The organism is Planktothrix sp. PCC 11201, from assembly GCF_900009135.1.
In the GTDB taxonomy this organism is placed as follows: domain Bacteria; phylum Cyanobacteriota; class Cyanobacteriia; order Cyanobacteriales; family Microcoleaceae; genus Planktothrix.
The window spans coordinates 169,170-185,513 of the sequence record NZ_LT797706.1 but is presented as its reverse complement, the minus strand read 5'-3'; the positions used below and the strand labels follow the sequence as shown (position 1 = coordinate 185,513).

Below are 16,344 nucleotides of genomic sequence, written 5' to 3'. Positions count from 1 at the left end.
TTTAATTAACCTCATGAAGAATTTATACTAAATTTGTAGATATTTTAAAAATATTGAATGATTAACGGCTTTTCTGGAATAAATCGAGATTGAAAGGCATCTTTTTTCCCCACGGCTTTGAAATTAGAAATATTCAGAGGAATATCTAAGGGTTTGAGGTCGGTGACTTCCCAAAAAATAGCAAAATTGGGGGCATCATTGGCGGCTGTAGCTGGACGATATTTCATTCCTTGGGGATGGCGACCTCGGCGCGAGTCTACATGACCAATATATAGGGCTTGCCAGGTGACTTTAGGAATAAAGGAACGATTTTCTTGCAAAGTTGCATAGATAAAAACTTTAACGATCCGATCATTTCGGTCTTGGTCAAGTTTGCGGAAAACTTCAAAATCTTGACTCCCAAACGCTACTTTTCCTTCCTGTTCACAAACATCCTGACCGGAAAGCAAATGAATTTCAGGTACGGGCACAAGCAGTGAAAAATTACGGGTGATCGGTTTTACAGTAGAATCGTGCATCAGCATCCTTTTCAACACAAGATAATTAAATTATCCCATCTTTAGGTCAGAAAAAACAGGGAATGCCACTATCAAATCAATTAAGGGTTAAAGGGAAACCCTTTGAGATAGTTCTTTGATGGCTTGATCGGTGCTTAAAAAAATCCGATCTCGTCCTAATTTATCCACAAACCCAATTTTTTCTAATTGATCAAAAACCGGGCCTTTAACCTCAGAAAGATAAAACTCAATTCCCATCTGGTGTAAATCCTCTATCAGACGCTGTAGGGTTTCTAAAGCACTGCCATCAATCGAGTTAATCCCACTACAGACTAACAGTAAATATTCGACTTCTTTTTGTTCTGTTACTAATTTTAATAAATAATTTTCTAAATATTTGGTATTGACAAAATACAAACTTTCATCTATTCGCACCGCCAAAATATGGGGGCTAGTTGTCACCGGATGGCGTAAAATATTGCGAAAATGTTCCGTATTTTCCACCCGTCCTAAAATAGCAACATGGGGTTTACTGGTTCGAGCTAAATGTAAAACTAGAGAAATCAATACCCCCAAAATAATTCCCTGTTCCGCACCCGTTAGCAACACCGCAATAAAAGTACCACCCCAAGTAATTCCATCTAGTTTATTATAGTTCCATAACCGTTTTAAGGTGGGAAAGTCGAGTAAATTTCCCACCGCCACTAAAATAATTGCCGCTAAACTGGTTTGAGGTAAATAATAAAATAAGGGGGTGAAAAATAAAACAGTTAACATCAGAAATAATGCCGTAATGATTGATGCTAAGGCTGTATTTGCCCCAGATGAAAAGTTAACCACAGAACGACTTAACCCTCCTGTTATGGGATAGCCTCCGGTGAATGCAGCCGTTATATTCGATGCTCCTAAAGCAATCAATTCTTGATTCGCTTCAACTTTTTGGCGTTTTTTACTAGCTAAAAACTGACCAACAGAAAAGGCTTCCATAAACCCGACAAAACTAATAGCTAAGGCAGAAGTCCCTAATAATTTGATATTGTTTAAATCAAAATTAGGTATGGTAAAAGGCGGAAACCCCCTAGGAATTTCTCCCACGACTTTCACCCCAAATCCTTGATCTAAATGTAATACTCCCACGAAAACCGAACTCAGAATGACTAATATTAGCGGCCCGCTTTTAGTCAGGGGAATAATAATCGATTCCTTAACCCCTTGAGATTTAAGATATTGTCCTAAACCGCGATTAAAATATAATAGGAAGACTAAACTACTGATCCCTAACCCTAAAGTGATGATATTCAGATTGGGACTAGCTTGAATAATAGAAACAACCGTATCAAAAAATGATTCCGTCTGAGGGATTTTAATTCCCAAAAGATGCTTAACTTGACTAAATCCAATTAAAATTGCCGCCGCACTAATAAACCCAGAAATTACCGCTTGACTCAGGAAATTAGCGATAAATCCTAAGCGAAAAATTCCGATTAAAAGTTCAATAATTCCGACTAATAATGCTAAGGTTAAAGCATATCCCAAATATTCCGGTGTGTTCTCGGTGGCGATCGCACTAACGGCTGCTGCTACCATTAAGGAATCCACCGCCACCGGAGCCACAGATAGCATGGAAGCTGTTCCCAAAAACGCATAAACAATCTGAGGAAAAATACTGGCATAGAGTCCTACTTCCGGCGGTAAACCTGCCAGCATTGCATAGGCCATTCCCTGGGGAATTAATAAACTCGCCACAATAATTCCGGCGGTTAAATCTCCAGTTAAATCGTCTCGTTTGTAATTTAATCCCCAATCTAAAATCGGAAAATATTCCCGCATTCTTCCTAACTTAAGCACGCTGATTATAAGGTAATTTTGCCAATAATATTGCCATAGCACAGGTATTACTAATTCCTGCAAATAGCAATCCGGCTCCGACAAAGCCACTTAAAAATAGGAAGTTGGGAGAAACAAATACCCCTAATAAGGTTCCGATTAAAACCAATGACCCTGCGACAATTTGTACCTGGCGCATGATACTGATGGGAGCATTTTTATTAATAACTGTTGGATATCCCGCTTGTTTCCACGCATTTAATCCCCCCTGTAGGTGGATCACCTGTTCAAATCCTGCCCCCAATAATTTTTGAGCCGCTTGTCCACTACGGTTGCTGGTTTGACAATACAAAACAACGGATTTAGAGGGATCTAAGGGTACATTTGCGGGAGCAAAAGTGGATAAAGGAACTAGAATTGATCCGGCAATATATTCCCCGGCGTGTTCAGAAGGTTCTCGAACATCAATTAAAGTAATTTTGTCTTGATCTAGCCATTGTTTTAAGGTTTCGGAATCAATGGACTGTAAGCGATCACTAAGAGATTTAACCATATTTTTAGAATTGATAAATTAAGTAATTTGGATTAACCTGATCTATTGTATTATACAACATTTTAATAGGATGTTTAAAATGAACTTCAAAAATCTTATCACTTTAATCTTTATTTCCACACTGTTGATTGGCGGGAACGGCTTCAGCAATTTTTTTGGGGTCGGGTAAATTTAAGTTATTCATCATGTTAATAAAACTGTCTCGATCATGACCCACAAAACGAGGATTAAATTGTTTTTCCTCTCCAATAGTAGAAACCGTTCTTCCCTTATAGTCATGACCGGGATAGACGGCGGTTTGATCGGGAAGGGTAAATAATTTTTGAGTAATATTATCGTAGAGTAACCCGGCATTTCCACTTTGAAAATCCGTGCGTCCACAGCCTCGAATTAATAAGGAATCTCCGGTTAAAATGCGATCGCCATTCACTAAATAAGCACTATGACTATCAGTGTGTCCCCAGGTGGCGATCGCTTCAATTCTAACATCCCCAATCTCTAAGATTTCTCCATCTTTAATCCAGCGATCGGCACAATTAACAATAGCGTTTTCTGGAACAACTCCCAGACATTTAGTTAGTTCTCGCAATTTCCCAGTTCCAGTGATGTGATCGGCGTGAACATGGGTTTCCAAACAATAGCGCAAGGTCAGCCCCAACTCTTGCAACAGGGTGAAATCTCGTTCCACTTGTTCTAATACGGGATCGACTAAAACCGCCTCTTGAGTGGTTTCATCCGCCATTAGATAGGTATAGGTACTGGTTTCCGGGTCGAACAATTGGCGAAAGAGCATGGTTTTTCACCCCTTTAGGAATCAGGATTGATTATAAAATTATACTACCATATAGTTTTATCAAAAAGCAATTGAATGTTTTCTGACATTGCGGAATTTACGAGTCAAAAAATTCTGATAAATGAGAACATAATTCAATTCATTTTCCCTAAATCCAGTTTAGGAAAATCCCCCTTCTGATAAACAGCAATTTGTTCCGGCGTTTGCAAATCCATAAAATCCGCCAACTCACTATAGGTGACACATCGGACTTCTGGTTTCCCACAAACCGCCTCAGCAAAGCGAAACAGTGCCTTCTGGTAAGCCCCCTGATTCCAAGCCGAAAAGTGATGACCGATATTTACAGGCGCGCGGTTGCCAGAATAGTTACTCTGGAAGTATTTTAAATAAGTTTGAAAAGTATCTTCCTCGTAGTGCTTGGCATTACTAGAGTTAGGTTTCCCCTGGGAATGGAGATAGTAAAAGTTATAATCCATCGACAGAACATTTTTGCGGGTAATTGCCGTCGTTAGGGAAGCCAGGGGAAAATTCCAAATCCCATTTTCTGGTTTTGGCCAGTAATTCGCTGCTGCTACCTTGCTAGTATCATAGCGAAATCCTTCTTTCTTCAAGGTTTTGTATAAACCCGGACTCTGACCCAACTCAGGAGCGCGAAAACCTTGAATGGCACTGCGGTCAAAGTCAAAAGTACCCTTCAAACCATTAATTTTATAGGCATCAAAAATAAACTGATCAAAATATTCAAACTCTCGCTTCCAGTCCGTCTCACTCCAGCGACTCCCATCAAAGTGACCCACCGCATGGGAACCAATTTCATGACCCTCTTGGTATGCTTGATTTAACTGTTCTAGGCGGAGATTAATCTCTTGCTTAGTGCCACCCCAACCAATGGCAGACCGTCCCTGACCCTTTCCCCCAGGAGGTTTATAGAGGTTGCGTTTCTCATTATTCACAAAATAAACCCCACTAATAAAATAGGTAAAGTGAACCGGGATATTTTTTTTTGCCATACTTTGAGTAAAGTTGCGAGATTTTTTCCAGGCATCTAGGGAATAGGAACCATCAAAAGCTAGGAGAACAAACTGAGGAGGACGATCTGCGACAGGAGTAATTAGTCCTTTATCGCGTATTATTTTATACAAAAATTCAGAACTCCAGCGAGTTGACCCGCAAGCCTTGCCCCCGTCAGTTCCCTCACAGGTAGCGACAAGCTCTTGAGAAAAAGGGCCTAACGCCTCCTTTCCTTCTACGCAATAGCCCAAAATTCGATTCAGGCGACTACCATTAGGACAACGCCTGTCTCCATAGGCTTTGATAAACAAGGGTTCAGGCCATTCCTTGGTATTACAGACATTGCCACCATTCAAGTCCCGGCATTTTTGCAGCATTCCCTGGGTAAACGGCCCCAAAGCATTTTCACCGTTGGAATAGAAATAACCTCCTAAACTATTAACAGGTTTTTCTAGGATGGGTTTCGGGGTTTCGGAGACTTCTAAGTCAGGTATTTCAGTTGGTAAAACTAGCGAAAAAGGCTTTGCACACCCCCACAAGATCAAAGATGAACCGATATAAATGCAGGTTTGATAAAACCATTTTGACGTTTTTAACACGATGCTCAACTTCTACAAGAAACTACCAAATTCTATCTTATTTGTAGTAAGTCCTTCAGGGCGTAGAAGCGTTCACGCCTCACTACGAAGTGTTAAATTATTATTAAATTTTCTTTTTAATCACTATATGGTTATATAATCTACATTGCTTCGCAAGTCTGGAGAGAAACTGAACATTTCAGGAGGAAAGCAAATGCGGATCATGTTAATTCAGCCTAATTATCATTCCGGTGGGGCCGAAATTGCCGGAAATTGGCCCCCGAGTTGGGTTCCCTATGTCGGGGGGGCACTGAAAACCGCCGGGTTTACCGACATTGAATTTGTCGATGCCATGACTAACTTTATTGAGGATGAAGAATTAGCGAAAATTCTTCAAGATCGTCAACCGGATGTGGTGCTGGCAACAGCTATTACTCCGATGATTTATAAGTCTCAAAATACTCTAAAAATTGTTAAACAAATTTGCCCGAATGCCAAGGCAATTATGGGGGGTGTTCACCCGACTTATATGTATCGGGAAGTATTAAGTGAGGCTCCTTGGGTTGATTATATTATTCGAGGGGAAGGGGAAGAAATAACCGTTAATTTATTAAAAGCGATCGCTAATGGTACGGATGAAATAGAACGCCATAATATATTAGGAATTGCCTTTTTAGATGGGGGTAAAGTTGTCGCAACTCCTGCCCATCCTCCTATTTCAGATTTAAACACGTTAACCCCAGATTGGAGTTTATTAGATTGGGATAAATATATTTATACTCCTCTGAATACTAGAGTTGCGGTTCCTAATTATTCCAGAGGTTGTCCGTTTCGCTGTCGCTTTTGTTCTCAATGGAAATTCTGGCGAAAATATCGCTCTCGTTCCCCGAAACATTTTGTTGATGAAATCGAAACTTTAGTTAAAGAACATCAGATCGGATTTTTCATTTTAGCTGATGAAGAACCGACGATTAATAAATCTCGATTTGTGGCTTTATGTCATGAATTAGTGGATCGGAATTTAGGAGTTCATTGGGGAATTAATACCCGGGTTACAGATATCCTCAGAGATGAGAAAGAATTACCGTTATATCGCCAAGCGGGATTAGTTCATGTGTCGTTGGGAACCGAAGCCACGGCTCAATTAAACCTAAATTTATTTAGAAAAGAAACCACCATTGCCGATAATAAAAAAGCCGTTCAATTATTGCGAGAAAATGGGATTTTAGCGGAGGTTCAGTTTATTATGGGACTGCCCAATGAAACCCCAGAAACAATTTTAGAAACCTATCGGATGGCGCGGGATTGGAAAGCGGATATGACCAATTGGAATATGTACACTCCTTGGCCGTTTTCTGAACTGTTTCAAGATTTAGAAGATCGAGTGGAAATTCGCGATTATTCCCATTATAATTTTGTGACTCCAATTATTAAACCCGATAATATGACCAGGGAAGATGTTCTTAAAGGAGTGCTGCAAAATTATGCTCGGTTTTATGCTTGGAAATTTCCGGAATATTGGTTGGAAAAAGATCCATTTAAACGGCGTTATTTACTCGGTTGTCTGTGGGCATTTGTGAAAACAACCTGGAATAAACGATTCTATAATTTAAAACGGGTGAAACAAAAAGGATTCCATACAGAGGTTGAGTTTGGCTTTGATGAATCCAAGATTTTGACCCCGGAACAGATGACAAAATCTCAACAGAAAAATTCGGCAGATATTGACTTTTTAGGAACAATTTCTGCCTGTGGCGCGGCTAATGATTTATCTGCTTGCGAAAGTTATCCTAAAATTCAACAAAAATATGATACGATTCAGGTGGCTATCATTGAAGATAATGAGGAAACCCGCCTGAACTTAAGAAAGAATCTGCGATCGCAACCCGGAATCGAAGTCGCCAGCGAAGCTACCAATGCCGAAACGGGCTTGGTGTTACTAGAATCGATTGATGTTGATGTGGCGGTTGTCGATAGCACCCTACCCGATATGAATTTGGTCAAGTTTATCCGCATGGTGAGGAAAGTTCAGGCGGGTTCCTATGTGATTCCATCCAAGATTTTAGTTTTGGCGATGCCTGACCAAGAATCAATATTATCAGAGGCTTTATCGGCAGGAGCAAATGGGTTTTGCTTGAAAGATGCACCGATTGAAAAATTGGCAAATGCGGTGCAAATGATCCATAATCAGGGGAGTTATCAAGATCCGGTAATTGCCCATTCAATTTTAACACCAATAACCCCAGGATAAATTTTGATTTTAATGTGAACTAAGGAAATGGATTAATTTATGGTATTTCTTTAGTAAAGGAGAGCAAAATAGGTGAATATTTAATCTAAAATTTTCACAGGGAGGGGAGGGTTTACAAAAATTTATGTTATCCTACAATCAACCGAGATTCCCCCGCATCGATTTATCAAACATTATTAGATTGAGGATATTTTCATGACATCTCAAGTCGCAACTTCGCCGGAAAATGAACCAAAATTAAGCGGTTTAACAGTTGCGTTTTTCAGTATTATCCATTTGTTGGCTTTATTAGCACCTTGGTTTTTTTCTTGGTCAGCGTTAGGAATTACTATATTTCTACACTGGTTTTTTGGCAGTATCGGAATTTGTTTAGGCTACCATCGTTTATTAAGTCATCGCAGCCTGAAGGTTCCCCAATGGTTGGAATATGTGATTACCTTAATTGGTGTCTGTGCCTTACAAGGAGGGCCGATTTTTTGGATCGCCGGACATCGTTTGCACCATGCCCATACCGAACATGAAGATAAAGATCCCTACTCTGCAAAACGGGGATTTTGGTGGAGTCACATGATGTGGATTTTCTATCCTCGTCCATCCTTTTTTGATGCTGAACATTACAAACGATTTGCCCCGGATTTAGCGCGAGATCCCTTTTATTGTTGGTTAGATCGCTATCATTTGTTAATGCAAATTCCCGTGGCTTTACTGCTTTATGTGATCGGCGGTTGGTCATGGGTGATTTATGGGGTATTTGTCCGGGCTGTGGTCTTGTGGCACAGTACCTGGTTGATTAATTCGGTCACCCATATGTGGGGATACCGCACCTTTGACACCGATGACAATTCTCGGAATCTTTGGTGGGCGGCGATTTTCACCTACGGGGAAGGCTGGCATAATAACCATCACGCCTATCCGAATGTTGCGAAAGCCGGACTGAAATGGTGGGAACTTGATATGACTTGGTGGTCAATTTGGGTTTTAAAAACCTTGGGTCTGGCCCAGAAAGTGGTGATGCCCCCGACTCAACGGGTGACGCAAGCTTAAGTAAGAATAAAGAATAAAAAACCCGCCCCCGAAAACAGTGATCGGATGGGCGGGTTTTTTCTGGTGATCTGGGGAAAACGGGTTAGGCTGCGATCGCTTCTTCGTAAACCATAAAGCTCTTTTTGCTTACGCCACAAATCGGACAACACCAATCTTCAGGAATGGCTTCAAAGGGGGTTCCCGGGGCAATACCAGAATCAGGATCACCGACCACGGGATCGTAAATCATGGAACATTGGCGACAAATCCATTTTTGGGTTTGAGGATCGGAACTGGCAGCTTTGGGGGTCGCATCCTCACCGTGTAGTGTGTTCAGGGCTTCTGTATATTGGTTGGCGTGATGATGTTCAATCGGAACCAACAGGCCAAAGTTCGAGGCGGCTTTGCGGAAGATTCCGGCGTGTTCCCTGGACTCAGCCTCTTGTTCTTCAAATTCACTCACTGCCTGCTCATCCCGATCTACTCGGGCTTGGGCTGCAAATTCGGGGTACATGGTGGTGTATTCGTAGGTTTCCCCTTCAATAGCCAATTCCAAACAGCGGGCAGCAATTTTTTTCTTTTCTTCGTCGGATAGGGCATCGGGGTCAGTAACCACTAATTCAGGATGCAGGAGGCGGAAATGGGCGAAGGCGTGTTCTGTTTCTTGATTGGCGGTTTCCCGAAACAGTTTGGACAAATCCCCCATGCCCAGTTTTTTAGTGACTTCTGCGAAAAATAGATATTTACGGTTGGCCATCGATTCCCCACCGAAGGCGGCTTCTATATTTTGGGCGGTTTTTGCGTTGGATAAGTCCATGGTGTCTCCTCTTGTTGATCTCGTCATATCTAAGAATAATTCTTAGTTTTAATTTTGTCAAGGGTAAGAATAAAATTGATGTAAAGTTCAGTAACTTAAAATAAATGTTATGATCTGTAAAGGAAGATTCAATACAGCAAGCTATGGAAGGTCAGAACAGAACCACAGAGATCAGCCAACAGATGAAACAGAAGGGGTTACGCATTACCCCCCAAAGGTTTGCAGTTTATGCGAACCTCTTGTCCCGTTATGATCATCCGACGGTGGATGATATTCTCACCGAGATTAACCGGGAACTGCCTATCGCTTCCAAAGCTAGTGTTTATAGTGCTTTGACGGTTCTGCGATCGGTGGGATTAGTCCGAGAGGTGCTACTGGATGAAGGGGTAACTCGCTATGATGCCAAGGTGGAACCCCATCACCATTTTGTTTGTGAGTGTTGTGGTCAAATTCAGGATTTAGAGTGGGATGTCCTGGGTGATTTGCCGATTCACCCTTTACCCCCGGGGTTTCGGGTGAATGCCTATGAAATCACGGTTAAGGGCTGTTGCGATCGCTGTAATTAATTACGAATGGGGAATGGGATGAATCCTTTCTGCTGATCTGCTACGGAGTTATGAAATTGCCGAAACTGGCATTCTGATCGGAACACCTGTTAGAATAGGGGAAATGTTACGAAACGTAACTTATGTTGATTCCTATTCTAATAATTGATGTGGCTCTGGTTGCTTGGTCATTACATCTGATGAAGCAAGCCGTCGAGTACAAAGAATTCTCCTTCATGCTGGCTGGGATATTGGTGGCCCTTTCAGCAGCAGCTATGGGGTTAGTTTACTTCCTGATGGGATCTTGTATTGATCACATCGCCCAAATGTCTCAACACGCTTATTCTTACTTTTAGTGGTCATTGGGGGTGACGGATACCTTCCCTCCGACACTCCTAAAAAAAGTTTTCCATACTACTTGACAAAGCACCCGTTAAACAACTATATTAGAACATTGCAAGGGGTTATAGCTCAGTTGGTAGAGCACCGCAATGGCATTGCGGGGGTCAGCGGTTCGAGCCCGCTTAGCTCCATATTATTGTGATCAAACAAACTCAATCCCATACAATCGGGTAATTTTCCCTTGTGATTACTCACAAGGAAAAAAATATCTGAAAAAAGCTTGCATGATCTAGGCGATTGTGCTAGATTTATAAATTGTCGGACGCATAGCTCAGTTGGTTAGAGCACCACGTTGACATCGTGGGGGTCGGTGGTTCGAGTCCACTTGCGTCCATAGTCCTACAACCCACTTATATCAACGTGGCGCGCCAACCCTCTGAGCTATGCGTCCGACTTGTATCTGACTGTTACCCCTCAAGGATACAAGATGGATACAACCAAGGCAACTATTTAGGTGATCGCAATCCTCAGCTAAGTTAAAAATTTACCCGCAATCCGAGGGAAGATTTACAAACTTCCCATTGTATGCAGCTTGGGAAGATAACCAGAAAGTTTTAGGAACCGTACAAATTTTCACACAGCCTACACGGTGAAAACTAAAATTTGTGGCGATCACATTATCAAGGTAATTGGGCGAGTAATAGGGCAGGGTGATAGATAATTGACTAAATACTTCGATTAACTCTGCAATAGTTGGTATTATTGACTTCAAGGGAATAGGGCATAGGTGATTATTTTCTATAGCCGCAATGGATAGCGGCTATAAATAGAAATCATCTATCAGACCCCCAAATCTATACCCCTAAGTAGTTTTGGTGAAATTAACTATATTTTCCCCTTATACCCTACTTAGTGTTGACTTTTTAGTACAAGTTTTAAAACCTATATATAAAGGGTGTTACAGTGATATGCTTTAGTCAAGGCGCATAATTAATGTATCGAGTATATTTAATCCTTTAAGACATTGTAGGCTAAATGAATCAGTGTTACACTGTTAGTAGTACCGTAACAGAGGACGTAATCATTATGCCTAACCGTATTCCTAACACCTCTGGACTAGATAAGTCCCCCTGGGTTAATAAACCAGTGAAAGTCTACCGACTACCAGAAGCGATTGCACCTAAAGTTTTAGAATATGCCCACAAATTGGACAATGGGAGTTATGACCGTCAAGCTGAATTGGATACCGCCATTGACACCCTAACCCAAGCCCTAACCCTACCTGCTAACACAGGGGGTGCTATCAAAAAGGAAATCAGAAAAGCTCTGGATAAACTGGTAGAACTCAATAGTCTATAAATTTTTCATGCGATAAATAAATAAAAGCTGGTATAGCTGGTAAAGACTCCCTCTATGTAAGGGTTCAAGCTGGTACACTACCCCCTAACAAGCTGGTAACTAACCTGGGTAAAGCTGGTAAAAAAAATAAATTTAACTAAAATAGCTGTGTAGGCCGTGTAAGAAAATTGAAAGTATTGATATATAAGGGTTATAACCTTACACAACCCCCTTACACAACCCAACACAATCCCCCTAACCAGTTTTATCCTAAATAGCTTGTAACCATTATCCCGTAAGCATTACAGCATTTACACAGCCTACACAGTGAAAATAATCAAAAAAGAACCCCTTGATAGTTAGTCAGGGGTTTTAATGTTTGGGGTGATGGTGGGTTAGTTAGTCTATTTGTTCTACCCATTCTAATAACTCGCTAGGCTGGACTCTGTATCTATCACAGATTCTACTTAACACGGATGACGAGGGTAGTTGTTCTGGGTTGTTGTACAGATCATAGGCTGTCTTGGGAGCAAGCCCTACGTCCTTCCATAGTCGGTAGGGTGTAATCTCCCTGTTATCGCAAAAATGTTTGATTTTATTTATCACTGCCATACCTCAACTTTACCATTAACAGTATCCTAGCAGTTATTACTATATATATAGTAGTTATATCCAATTAGCATTACTTATTGGATAGTAGTACATGATAAGTATATTGTATTAATAAAGGTAGCATTAATATTCAAATAGTAGTAATATGTAAATAAATAACCCACTGGCGAAAAGTTTGGCGACCAACACCAGTGGGTACTCACCCCTAATAACTAGGAGCATTTTAATTATGACACTGACAGAACTCAAAGCAAAAGCGACTGAATTAGGGTTAACCCCTGATGAAGTGCGTCAACACGGTAGCTTGTCCAGAAAGGCAACGTGGGAGATTGCGATCGCCGAATTTGAGGAGATGAAGGTAGCGGTAGACGCTCATTGTGAAGCGATGGGGATAACTCAATGGTCATACCCAGAGGATGAAACAGAGGGGTTTGAACCCAGTGAAGATATCACTGTAACACCCATTCCCCCTACCGTTGAAGATTTACCCTTTGACAACCCTACCCATACCCTGATTGATGGGGAGTGGGTGTTGTGTTCTGAAATTGTTGATCCGTCCCGACTGCCAACCCTTAAAGAAACCGACCCACGGTTTGAAGCATGGCAACCTTGGATGATGCCAGGCGCAACTTTTACCTCGGGTCGCCAGACATACGAAATCCTCTACTTTGATGTTTGGGGGAACTGTATGGCCAAGGGAATAGATACCCGTTGGCATTCATTCCGAATTGAAACCATCGTTAACACCGCAACGGATGATTTTGTCCAGAAGTCCCAACCCATCCCACCAATAACCCCTGCGGGTGAAGCTAGTCAGTTATCAGATTGTCTTGAATCCCCCACACCCATCCGTGATCAACTGCTCTTAAAGATGATGGACAAAGGGTTATCCCTACCAGATTTAGAACAGCTTCAAAACGAGCCCTTGGATGAAGATACCGCCGCCGTTTATCTCGGTTGGTTGGAGGCTGGACAAGAAATTTTAGCCGGGGCTTTGGCAGTATGAAGCCCATCGGAATTACGGATTATATAGCGCCTTGGTTTATCCCTCTATTCTGTTTTCTTGCGGGTTATTACCTAAACACAGTTATTGAGGTCAAAGTTAAACCTGTAACAAGTATTCAACGTTTAAATTAAGGGGGTCAAAAATGGCTTATTTGCGATTGGTTTCTAGTGTCAAGAAGAAAGAGTTCTCAATAACGACGCGGGTTATAGTTGGATATTGCATTGACTCCTTAGGTGAAACTTTAATCCTTTACACCCAATCCTATCCCATAGAAATTTATAGCTCATTTGTAGAGGGTTGGGATAACTGGGATGAATTCATTGAACAAGTCAAAAAAATGTTTAAAGAATCCAACGATGATTTTTAGTTGATTTCATCGTTAACCCGCTATTCCACATCTTGACTATATCGCTGTAACACTGATTCGCAAGGAGATTAATAATGCTTGGATTCTTACGCGGTGATGATTTTAAGTTATCAACAATTGCGCCCGTTGACGGTTCCCATAAAGGGATTAGCAAGGATAACGTTTTCAAACGCAGTGCTGATAACGCCATCACCCCTGACAACCCACCAGAAACGATTTTTGACACCTATCGGACAATGCCAGTTTGTGACCGGGTGCGAGAATTTACGCCAGAGGAGGCGGACGGATTAAGCGAGTTAGCACGGGTTAAAAAACAGAATGCTAAGGCCACTAAAAAAGCGGCTGATCAGCATGAGTCAATCCTTAACAGTGAAGCCAAAATTAACCGACATGGCCAACGGATGATCCGTAACGAGGCCGAATTTGAGGTTAAAACTCAAGGCTACAAGGGAACAACCGCCAAATCATTACATGGGATGCGTCCCCGTTATGCAGCCATGGGTAAAGGTTTAGAAAAGTCTGAACAATTAGCAGACCAAGCTATTAACAATTTGATGGCTCAATTGTAACTACTCTACTGAGTAGATTTTACAGAGTAAAACTCAAAAACATAAACCCGTCCTGAACCAAAAGGACGGGTAAGACCCACAGGTCAATCAATGTATCAACAACCAGAGANAGCCATGGGTAAAGGTTTAGAAAAGTCTGAACAATTAGCAGACCAAGCTATTAACAATTTGATGGCTCAATTGTAACTACTCTACTGAGTAGATTTTACAGAGTAAAACTCAAAAACATAAACCCGTCCTTTTGGTTCAGGACGGGTAAAACTAGGCATTCAATGTACCAACAACTACAAGGATCGTAACATGACAACAGTACAAATTGAAAGACGCAAGGTTGAGTTTTTATTACCAGTAGAAGTTCCCGCCCCTGAGTTTTGTATTGGTCAACTGGTAGAAGTCTTAGCCGAAAAAAACTGGCAGAAACCCGATGAAAAATACTGGTTCCCAGCGCGGGTAACTGGTATGGAACACAGCCACAGCAAGTGGAGTTATCAAGTTCAATTTCTAAACTGTAGCGGTCAAGGTATTGAATGGGTCAACCCTGAAGATATGTGGCTATTGGAACCCTAGGATGATTCAACTTTATCGCGTTATAGGGTTCTTTCTGTTGGTAGCTAGTGGTGCAAGTTTAGTCAGTCTATTAGCAATATTAGTTAACCAATTGAAAGAACCTTTTTTTATCCTTTCCCTTATCATTTCAGTCGGCTTAGGTGTCACAGCAACCGTCATCTATTACCGCAAAACCGATGACAAGGAATGGGTGTTAGGCTTGCTTTTCGTTATTGGTTTAGCTACCGCTTTACTACTAGGGGGATTAATCCAATGGGTTACTCAGTAATCAATCCTAATAGCCAGGTTGAGGCAATAAAACAGAACTGGAAAACCCATCATTTAATCAACCTTGTTCTGTTAACAACATCATTACCTTTTTGGNAGCAGATTGTTGAAATATTGACTGAGCTTGACGCAACGCCACTTCATGCAATTTTGGATTGTTCTCTTCCAATAATAATTGACTTAATGTTTTCAGCTTTCTGTTTATATCTGTGGCTGTATTAATAATCTCAGCCGCATGAATTCTCAATGATATTTCATGGTTGGAATTAAGCAAAAACTCTTCCAGAGGCTGATAGAGAGATTCTTCAGTTTCAGCAGATTGTTGAAATATTGACTGAGCTTGATGCAACACCACTTCATGCAATTGTGGATTATTCTCTTCCAATAATAATTGACTCAATGTTTTCAGCCTTCTGTTTATATCTGTGGCTGTATTAATAATCTTAGCAGCATGAATTCTCAATGATATTTCATGCTTGGAATCAAGCAAAAACTCTTCCAAAAGCCCATAAAGATAGTCTTCTATCTCAGCAGATTCTTTAAAAATTAACCTAGCTTGTCGCAGTGCGGCCCCTTGTACAATACGATTAGGTGAAATTAATCCCAAAAACACCCCACGCCCATGTAACTTAGAAATGACATCCCCGATTAAATCCTGATAATTCAGAGAGCTATCATTATCATTTAATAACTCATCAGCCGGCCCGTACAGCCAAAATTCAAGATGCCTTTCATATTCTGCGGTTGTTTCCCCTCTGGTGTTTAGGCGTGGAATTCTGTTAATTTCTGCCAGCTTGCGATCGCGTATTTCCCGGCGAATGCGATCAAGGGGTTCAGTAAAACCCCCTCCTTCTAAATGTTCTAAACTCTGCTGAGAATATCCGATCGCCTCCAACGCCGAAGCCGCAGCCCACCGAGTCAAATCGTTGCTAACTTCCCCCTTCCCCTTGACTTCCTTGGCGATATCTCTGAGCACATCCCAGTCTGCTAGAGCCTCCTTAACGTGATAGTGTTGTGCAGCCACGCCTAAGCCTTGCAGCGCTAGAGCCCGCGTGGTTAGGGATGCTTGAGTTTCCCAGATATTGACGAAAAAAGGAACAGCGCGATCAGGGTTGTTTTCAGCAAAATCGAAGAATGACTGAATTTGTTCTCCTATATTTCTAAAGCGATCAGGGGGATCGCCGCCGCCTGGAGGGTTTGTAAGGTTACTCATGGGCTTAAATGAGATAGACGCGAGGGCATTGATAAATTATAACTGTTGCAGTTGAGTTTGAACTAATTTTTTGAATATTTGTGGCAGAGATTGACGGGATTTACGGATAGTAACGATTTAACAAGGCTTTGATATTGCTTTGCTACCCTCGTAATGAGATAATTAATA

Annotated in this window: 17 protein-coding genes and 2 tRNA genes; 12 read left to right on the top strand and 7 right to left on the bottom strand. The window is 41.4% G+C overall.

What is annotated here, in order from left to right; all coding sequences use genetic code 11:
* Positions 1–44 precede the first annotated feature (44 nt).
* From PL11201_RS18015 to PL11201_RS17995, 5 genes are all read right to left on the bottom strand, one after another.
* Positions 45–518: a hypothetical protein gene (locus PL11201_RS18015; RefSeq protein WP_079680332.1), complete on the bottom strand. Its 474-nt coding sequence runs from the start codon at positions 516–518 to the stop codon at positions 45–47.
* An 87-nt stretch (positions 519–605) separates the two neighbouring features.
* Positions 606–2,345 (bottom strand): SulP family inorganic anion transporter, encoded by a 1,740-nt coding sequence (locus PL11201_RS18010; protein WP_234996758.1) that lies wholly within the window; start codon positions 2,343–2,345, stop codon positions 606–608.
* Positions 2,338–2,877, bottom strand: coding sequence for a rhodanese-like domain-containing protein (locus PL11201_RS18005; RefSeq protein WP_079680271.1), 540 nt, complete (start codon positions 2,875–2,877; stop codon positions 2,338–2,340). Before PL11201_RS18005 ends, PL11201_RS18010 begins: the two co-directional genes overlap by 8 nt.
* A 103-nt stretch (positions 2,878–2,980) precedes the next feature.
* Entirely contained in the window at positions 2,981–3,670 is a 690-nt protein-coding gene (locus tag PL11201_RS18000) for an MBL fold metallo-hydrolase (RefSeq protein WP_079680270.1), read from the bottom strand.
* A gap of 134 nt (positions 3,671–3,804) precedes the next feature.
* Positions 3,805–5,280 carry a polysaccharide deacetylase family protein gene (locus PL11201_RS17995; RefSeq protein WP_079680269.1) on the bottom strand — a complete coding sequence of 492 codons (1,476 nt, stop codon included), beginning with the start codon at positions 5,278–5,280 and terminating at the stop codon, positions 3,805–3,807.
* Positions 5,281–5,473: 193 nt separating this feature from the next.
* Here PL11201_RS17995 and bchE point away from each other — a divergent pair, with 193 nt between their 5' ends.
* Both bchE and PL11201_RS17985 read left to right on the top strand, forming a co-directional pair.
* A complete protein-coding gene (bchE, locus tag PL11201_RS17990; protein ID WP_079680268.1) occupies positions 5,474–7,510 on the top strand; it encodes a magnesium-protoporphyrin IX monomethyl ester anaerobic oxidative cyclase in 2,037 nt (678 codons plus the stop codon).
* A gap of 195 nt (positions 7,511–7,705) precedes the next feature.
* The gene (locus PL11201_RS17985) at positions 7,706–8,554 is read left to right on the top strand and encodes an acyl-CoA desaturase (protein WP_079680267.1); all 849 of its coding nucleotides are present in this window, start codon (positions 7,706–7,708) and stop codon (positions 8,552–8,554) included.
* Positions 8,555–8,636: 82 nt separating this feature from the next.
* Here the strand turns inward: PL11201_RS17985 and PL11201_RS27555 are convergent, their stop codons facing one another.
* Positions 8,637–9,350, bottom strand: a complete 714-nt coding sequence (locus PL11201_RS27555) for a rubrerythrin family protein (RefSeq protein WP_079680266.1) — start codon at positions 9,348–9,350, stop codon at positions 8,637–8,639.
* 143 nt (positions 9,351–9,493) lie between these two features.
* On the opposite strand from PL11201_RS27555, the gene PL11201_RS17975 reads away from it, so the two are divergent.
* The 5 genes from PL11201_RS17975 (at position 9,494) to PL11201_RS17955 (ending at position 11,596) form a co-directional block, all read left to right on the top strand.
* Entirely contained in the window at positions 9,494–9,916 is a 423-nt protein-coding gene (locus tag PL11201_RS17975; RefSeq protein ID WP_079680265.1) for a Fur family transcriptional regulator, read from the top strand.
* 122 nt (positions 9,917–10,038) lie between these two features.
* Positions 10,039–10,251 (top strand): hypothetical protein, encoded by a 213-nt coding sequence (locus PL11201_RS17970; protein WP_079680264.1) that lies wholly within the window; start codon positions 10,039–10,041, stop codon positions 10,249–10,251.
* A 104-nt stretch (positions 10,252–10,355) separates the two neighbouring features.
* Positions 10,356–10,428: transfer RNA gene (locus PL11201_RS17965), tRNA-Ala, on the top strand.
* Between the two features lie 129 nt (positions 10,429–10,557).
* Positions 10,558–10,631: transfer RNA gene (locus tag PL11201_RS17960), tRNA-Val, on the top strand.
* A 692-nt stretch (positions 10,632–11,323) separates the two neighbouring features.
* Complete coding sequence (locus PL11201_RS17955) at positions 11,324–11,596, top strand: hypothetical protein (RefSeq protein WP_079680263.1); 273 nt, start codon at positions 11,324–11,326, stop codon at positions 11,594–11,596.
* Between the two features lie 378 nt (positions 11,597–11,974).
* On the opposite strand, the gene PL11201_RS27550 is transcribed toward PL11201_RS17955, so the two are convergent.
* Positions 11,975–12,187, bottom strand: a complete 213-nt coding sequence (locus PL11201_RS27550; protein ID WP_079680262.1) for a helix-turn-helix domain-containing protein — start codon at positions 12,185–12,187, stop codon at positions 11,975–11,977.
* 229 nt (positions 12,188–12,416) lie between these two features.
* On the opposite strand from PL11201_RS27550, the gene PL11201_RS17945 reads away from it, so the two are divergent.
* The 5 genes from PL11201_RS17945 (at position 12,417) to PL11201_RS17925 (ending at position 14,964) form a co-directional block, all read left to right on the top strand.
* Positions 12,417–13,193: a hypothetical protein gene (locus PL11201_RS17945; RefSeq protein WP_079680261.1), complete on the top strand. Its 777-nt coding sequence runs from the start codon at positions 12,417–12,419 to the stop codon at positions 13,191–13,193.
* A gap of 142 nt (positions 13,194–13,335) precedes the next feature.
* Complete coding sequence (locus tag PL11201_RS17940) at positions 13,336–13,560, top strand: hypothetical protein (RefSeq protein WP_079680260.1); 225 nt, start codon at positions 13,336–13,338, stop codon at positions 13,558–13,560.
* Positions 13,561–13,634: 74 nt separating this feature from the next.
* Positions 13,635–14,129 (top strand): hypothetical protein, encoded by a 495-nt coding sequence (locus PL11201_RS17935; RefSeq protein WP_079680259.1) that lies wholly within the window; start codon positions 13,635–13,637, stop codon positions 14,127–14,129.
* A 300-nt stretch (positions 14,130–14,429) separates the two neighbouring features.
* Complete coding sequence (locus PL11201_RS17930) at positions 14,430–14,696, top strand: hypothetical protein (RefSeq protein ID WP_079680258.1); 267 nt, start codon at positions 14,430–14,432, stop codon at positions 14,694–14,696.
* A gap of 1 nt (position 14,697) precedes the next feature.
* Positions 14,698–14,964: a hypothetical protein gene (locus PL11201_RS17925; RefSeq protein WP_079680257.1), complete on the top strand. Its 267-nt coding sequence runs from the start codon at positions 14,698–14,700 to the stop codon at positions 14,962–14,964.
* The last annotated feature ends 1,380 nt before the right edge of the window (positions 14,965–16,344 follow it).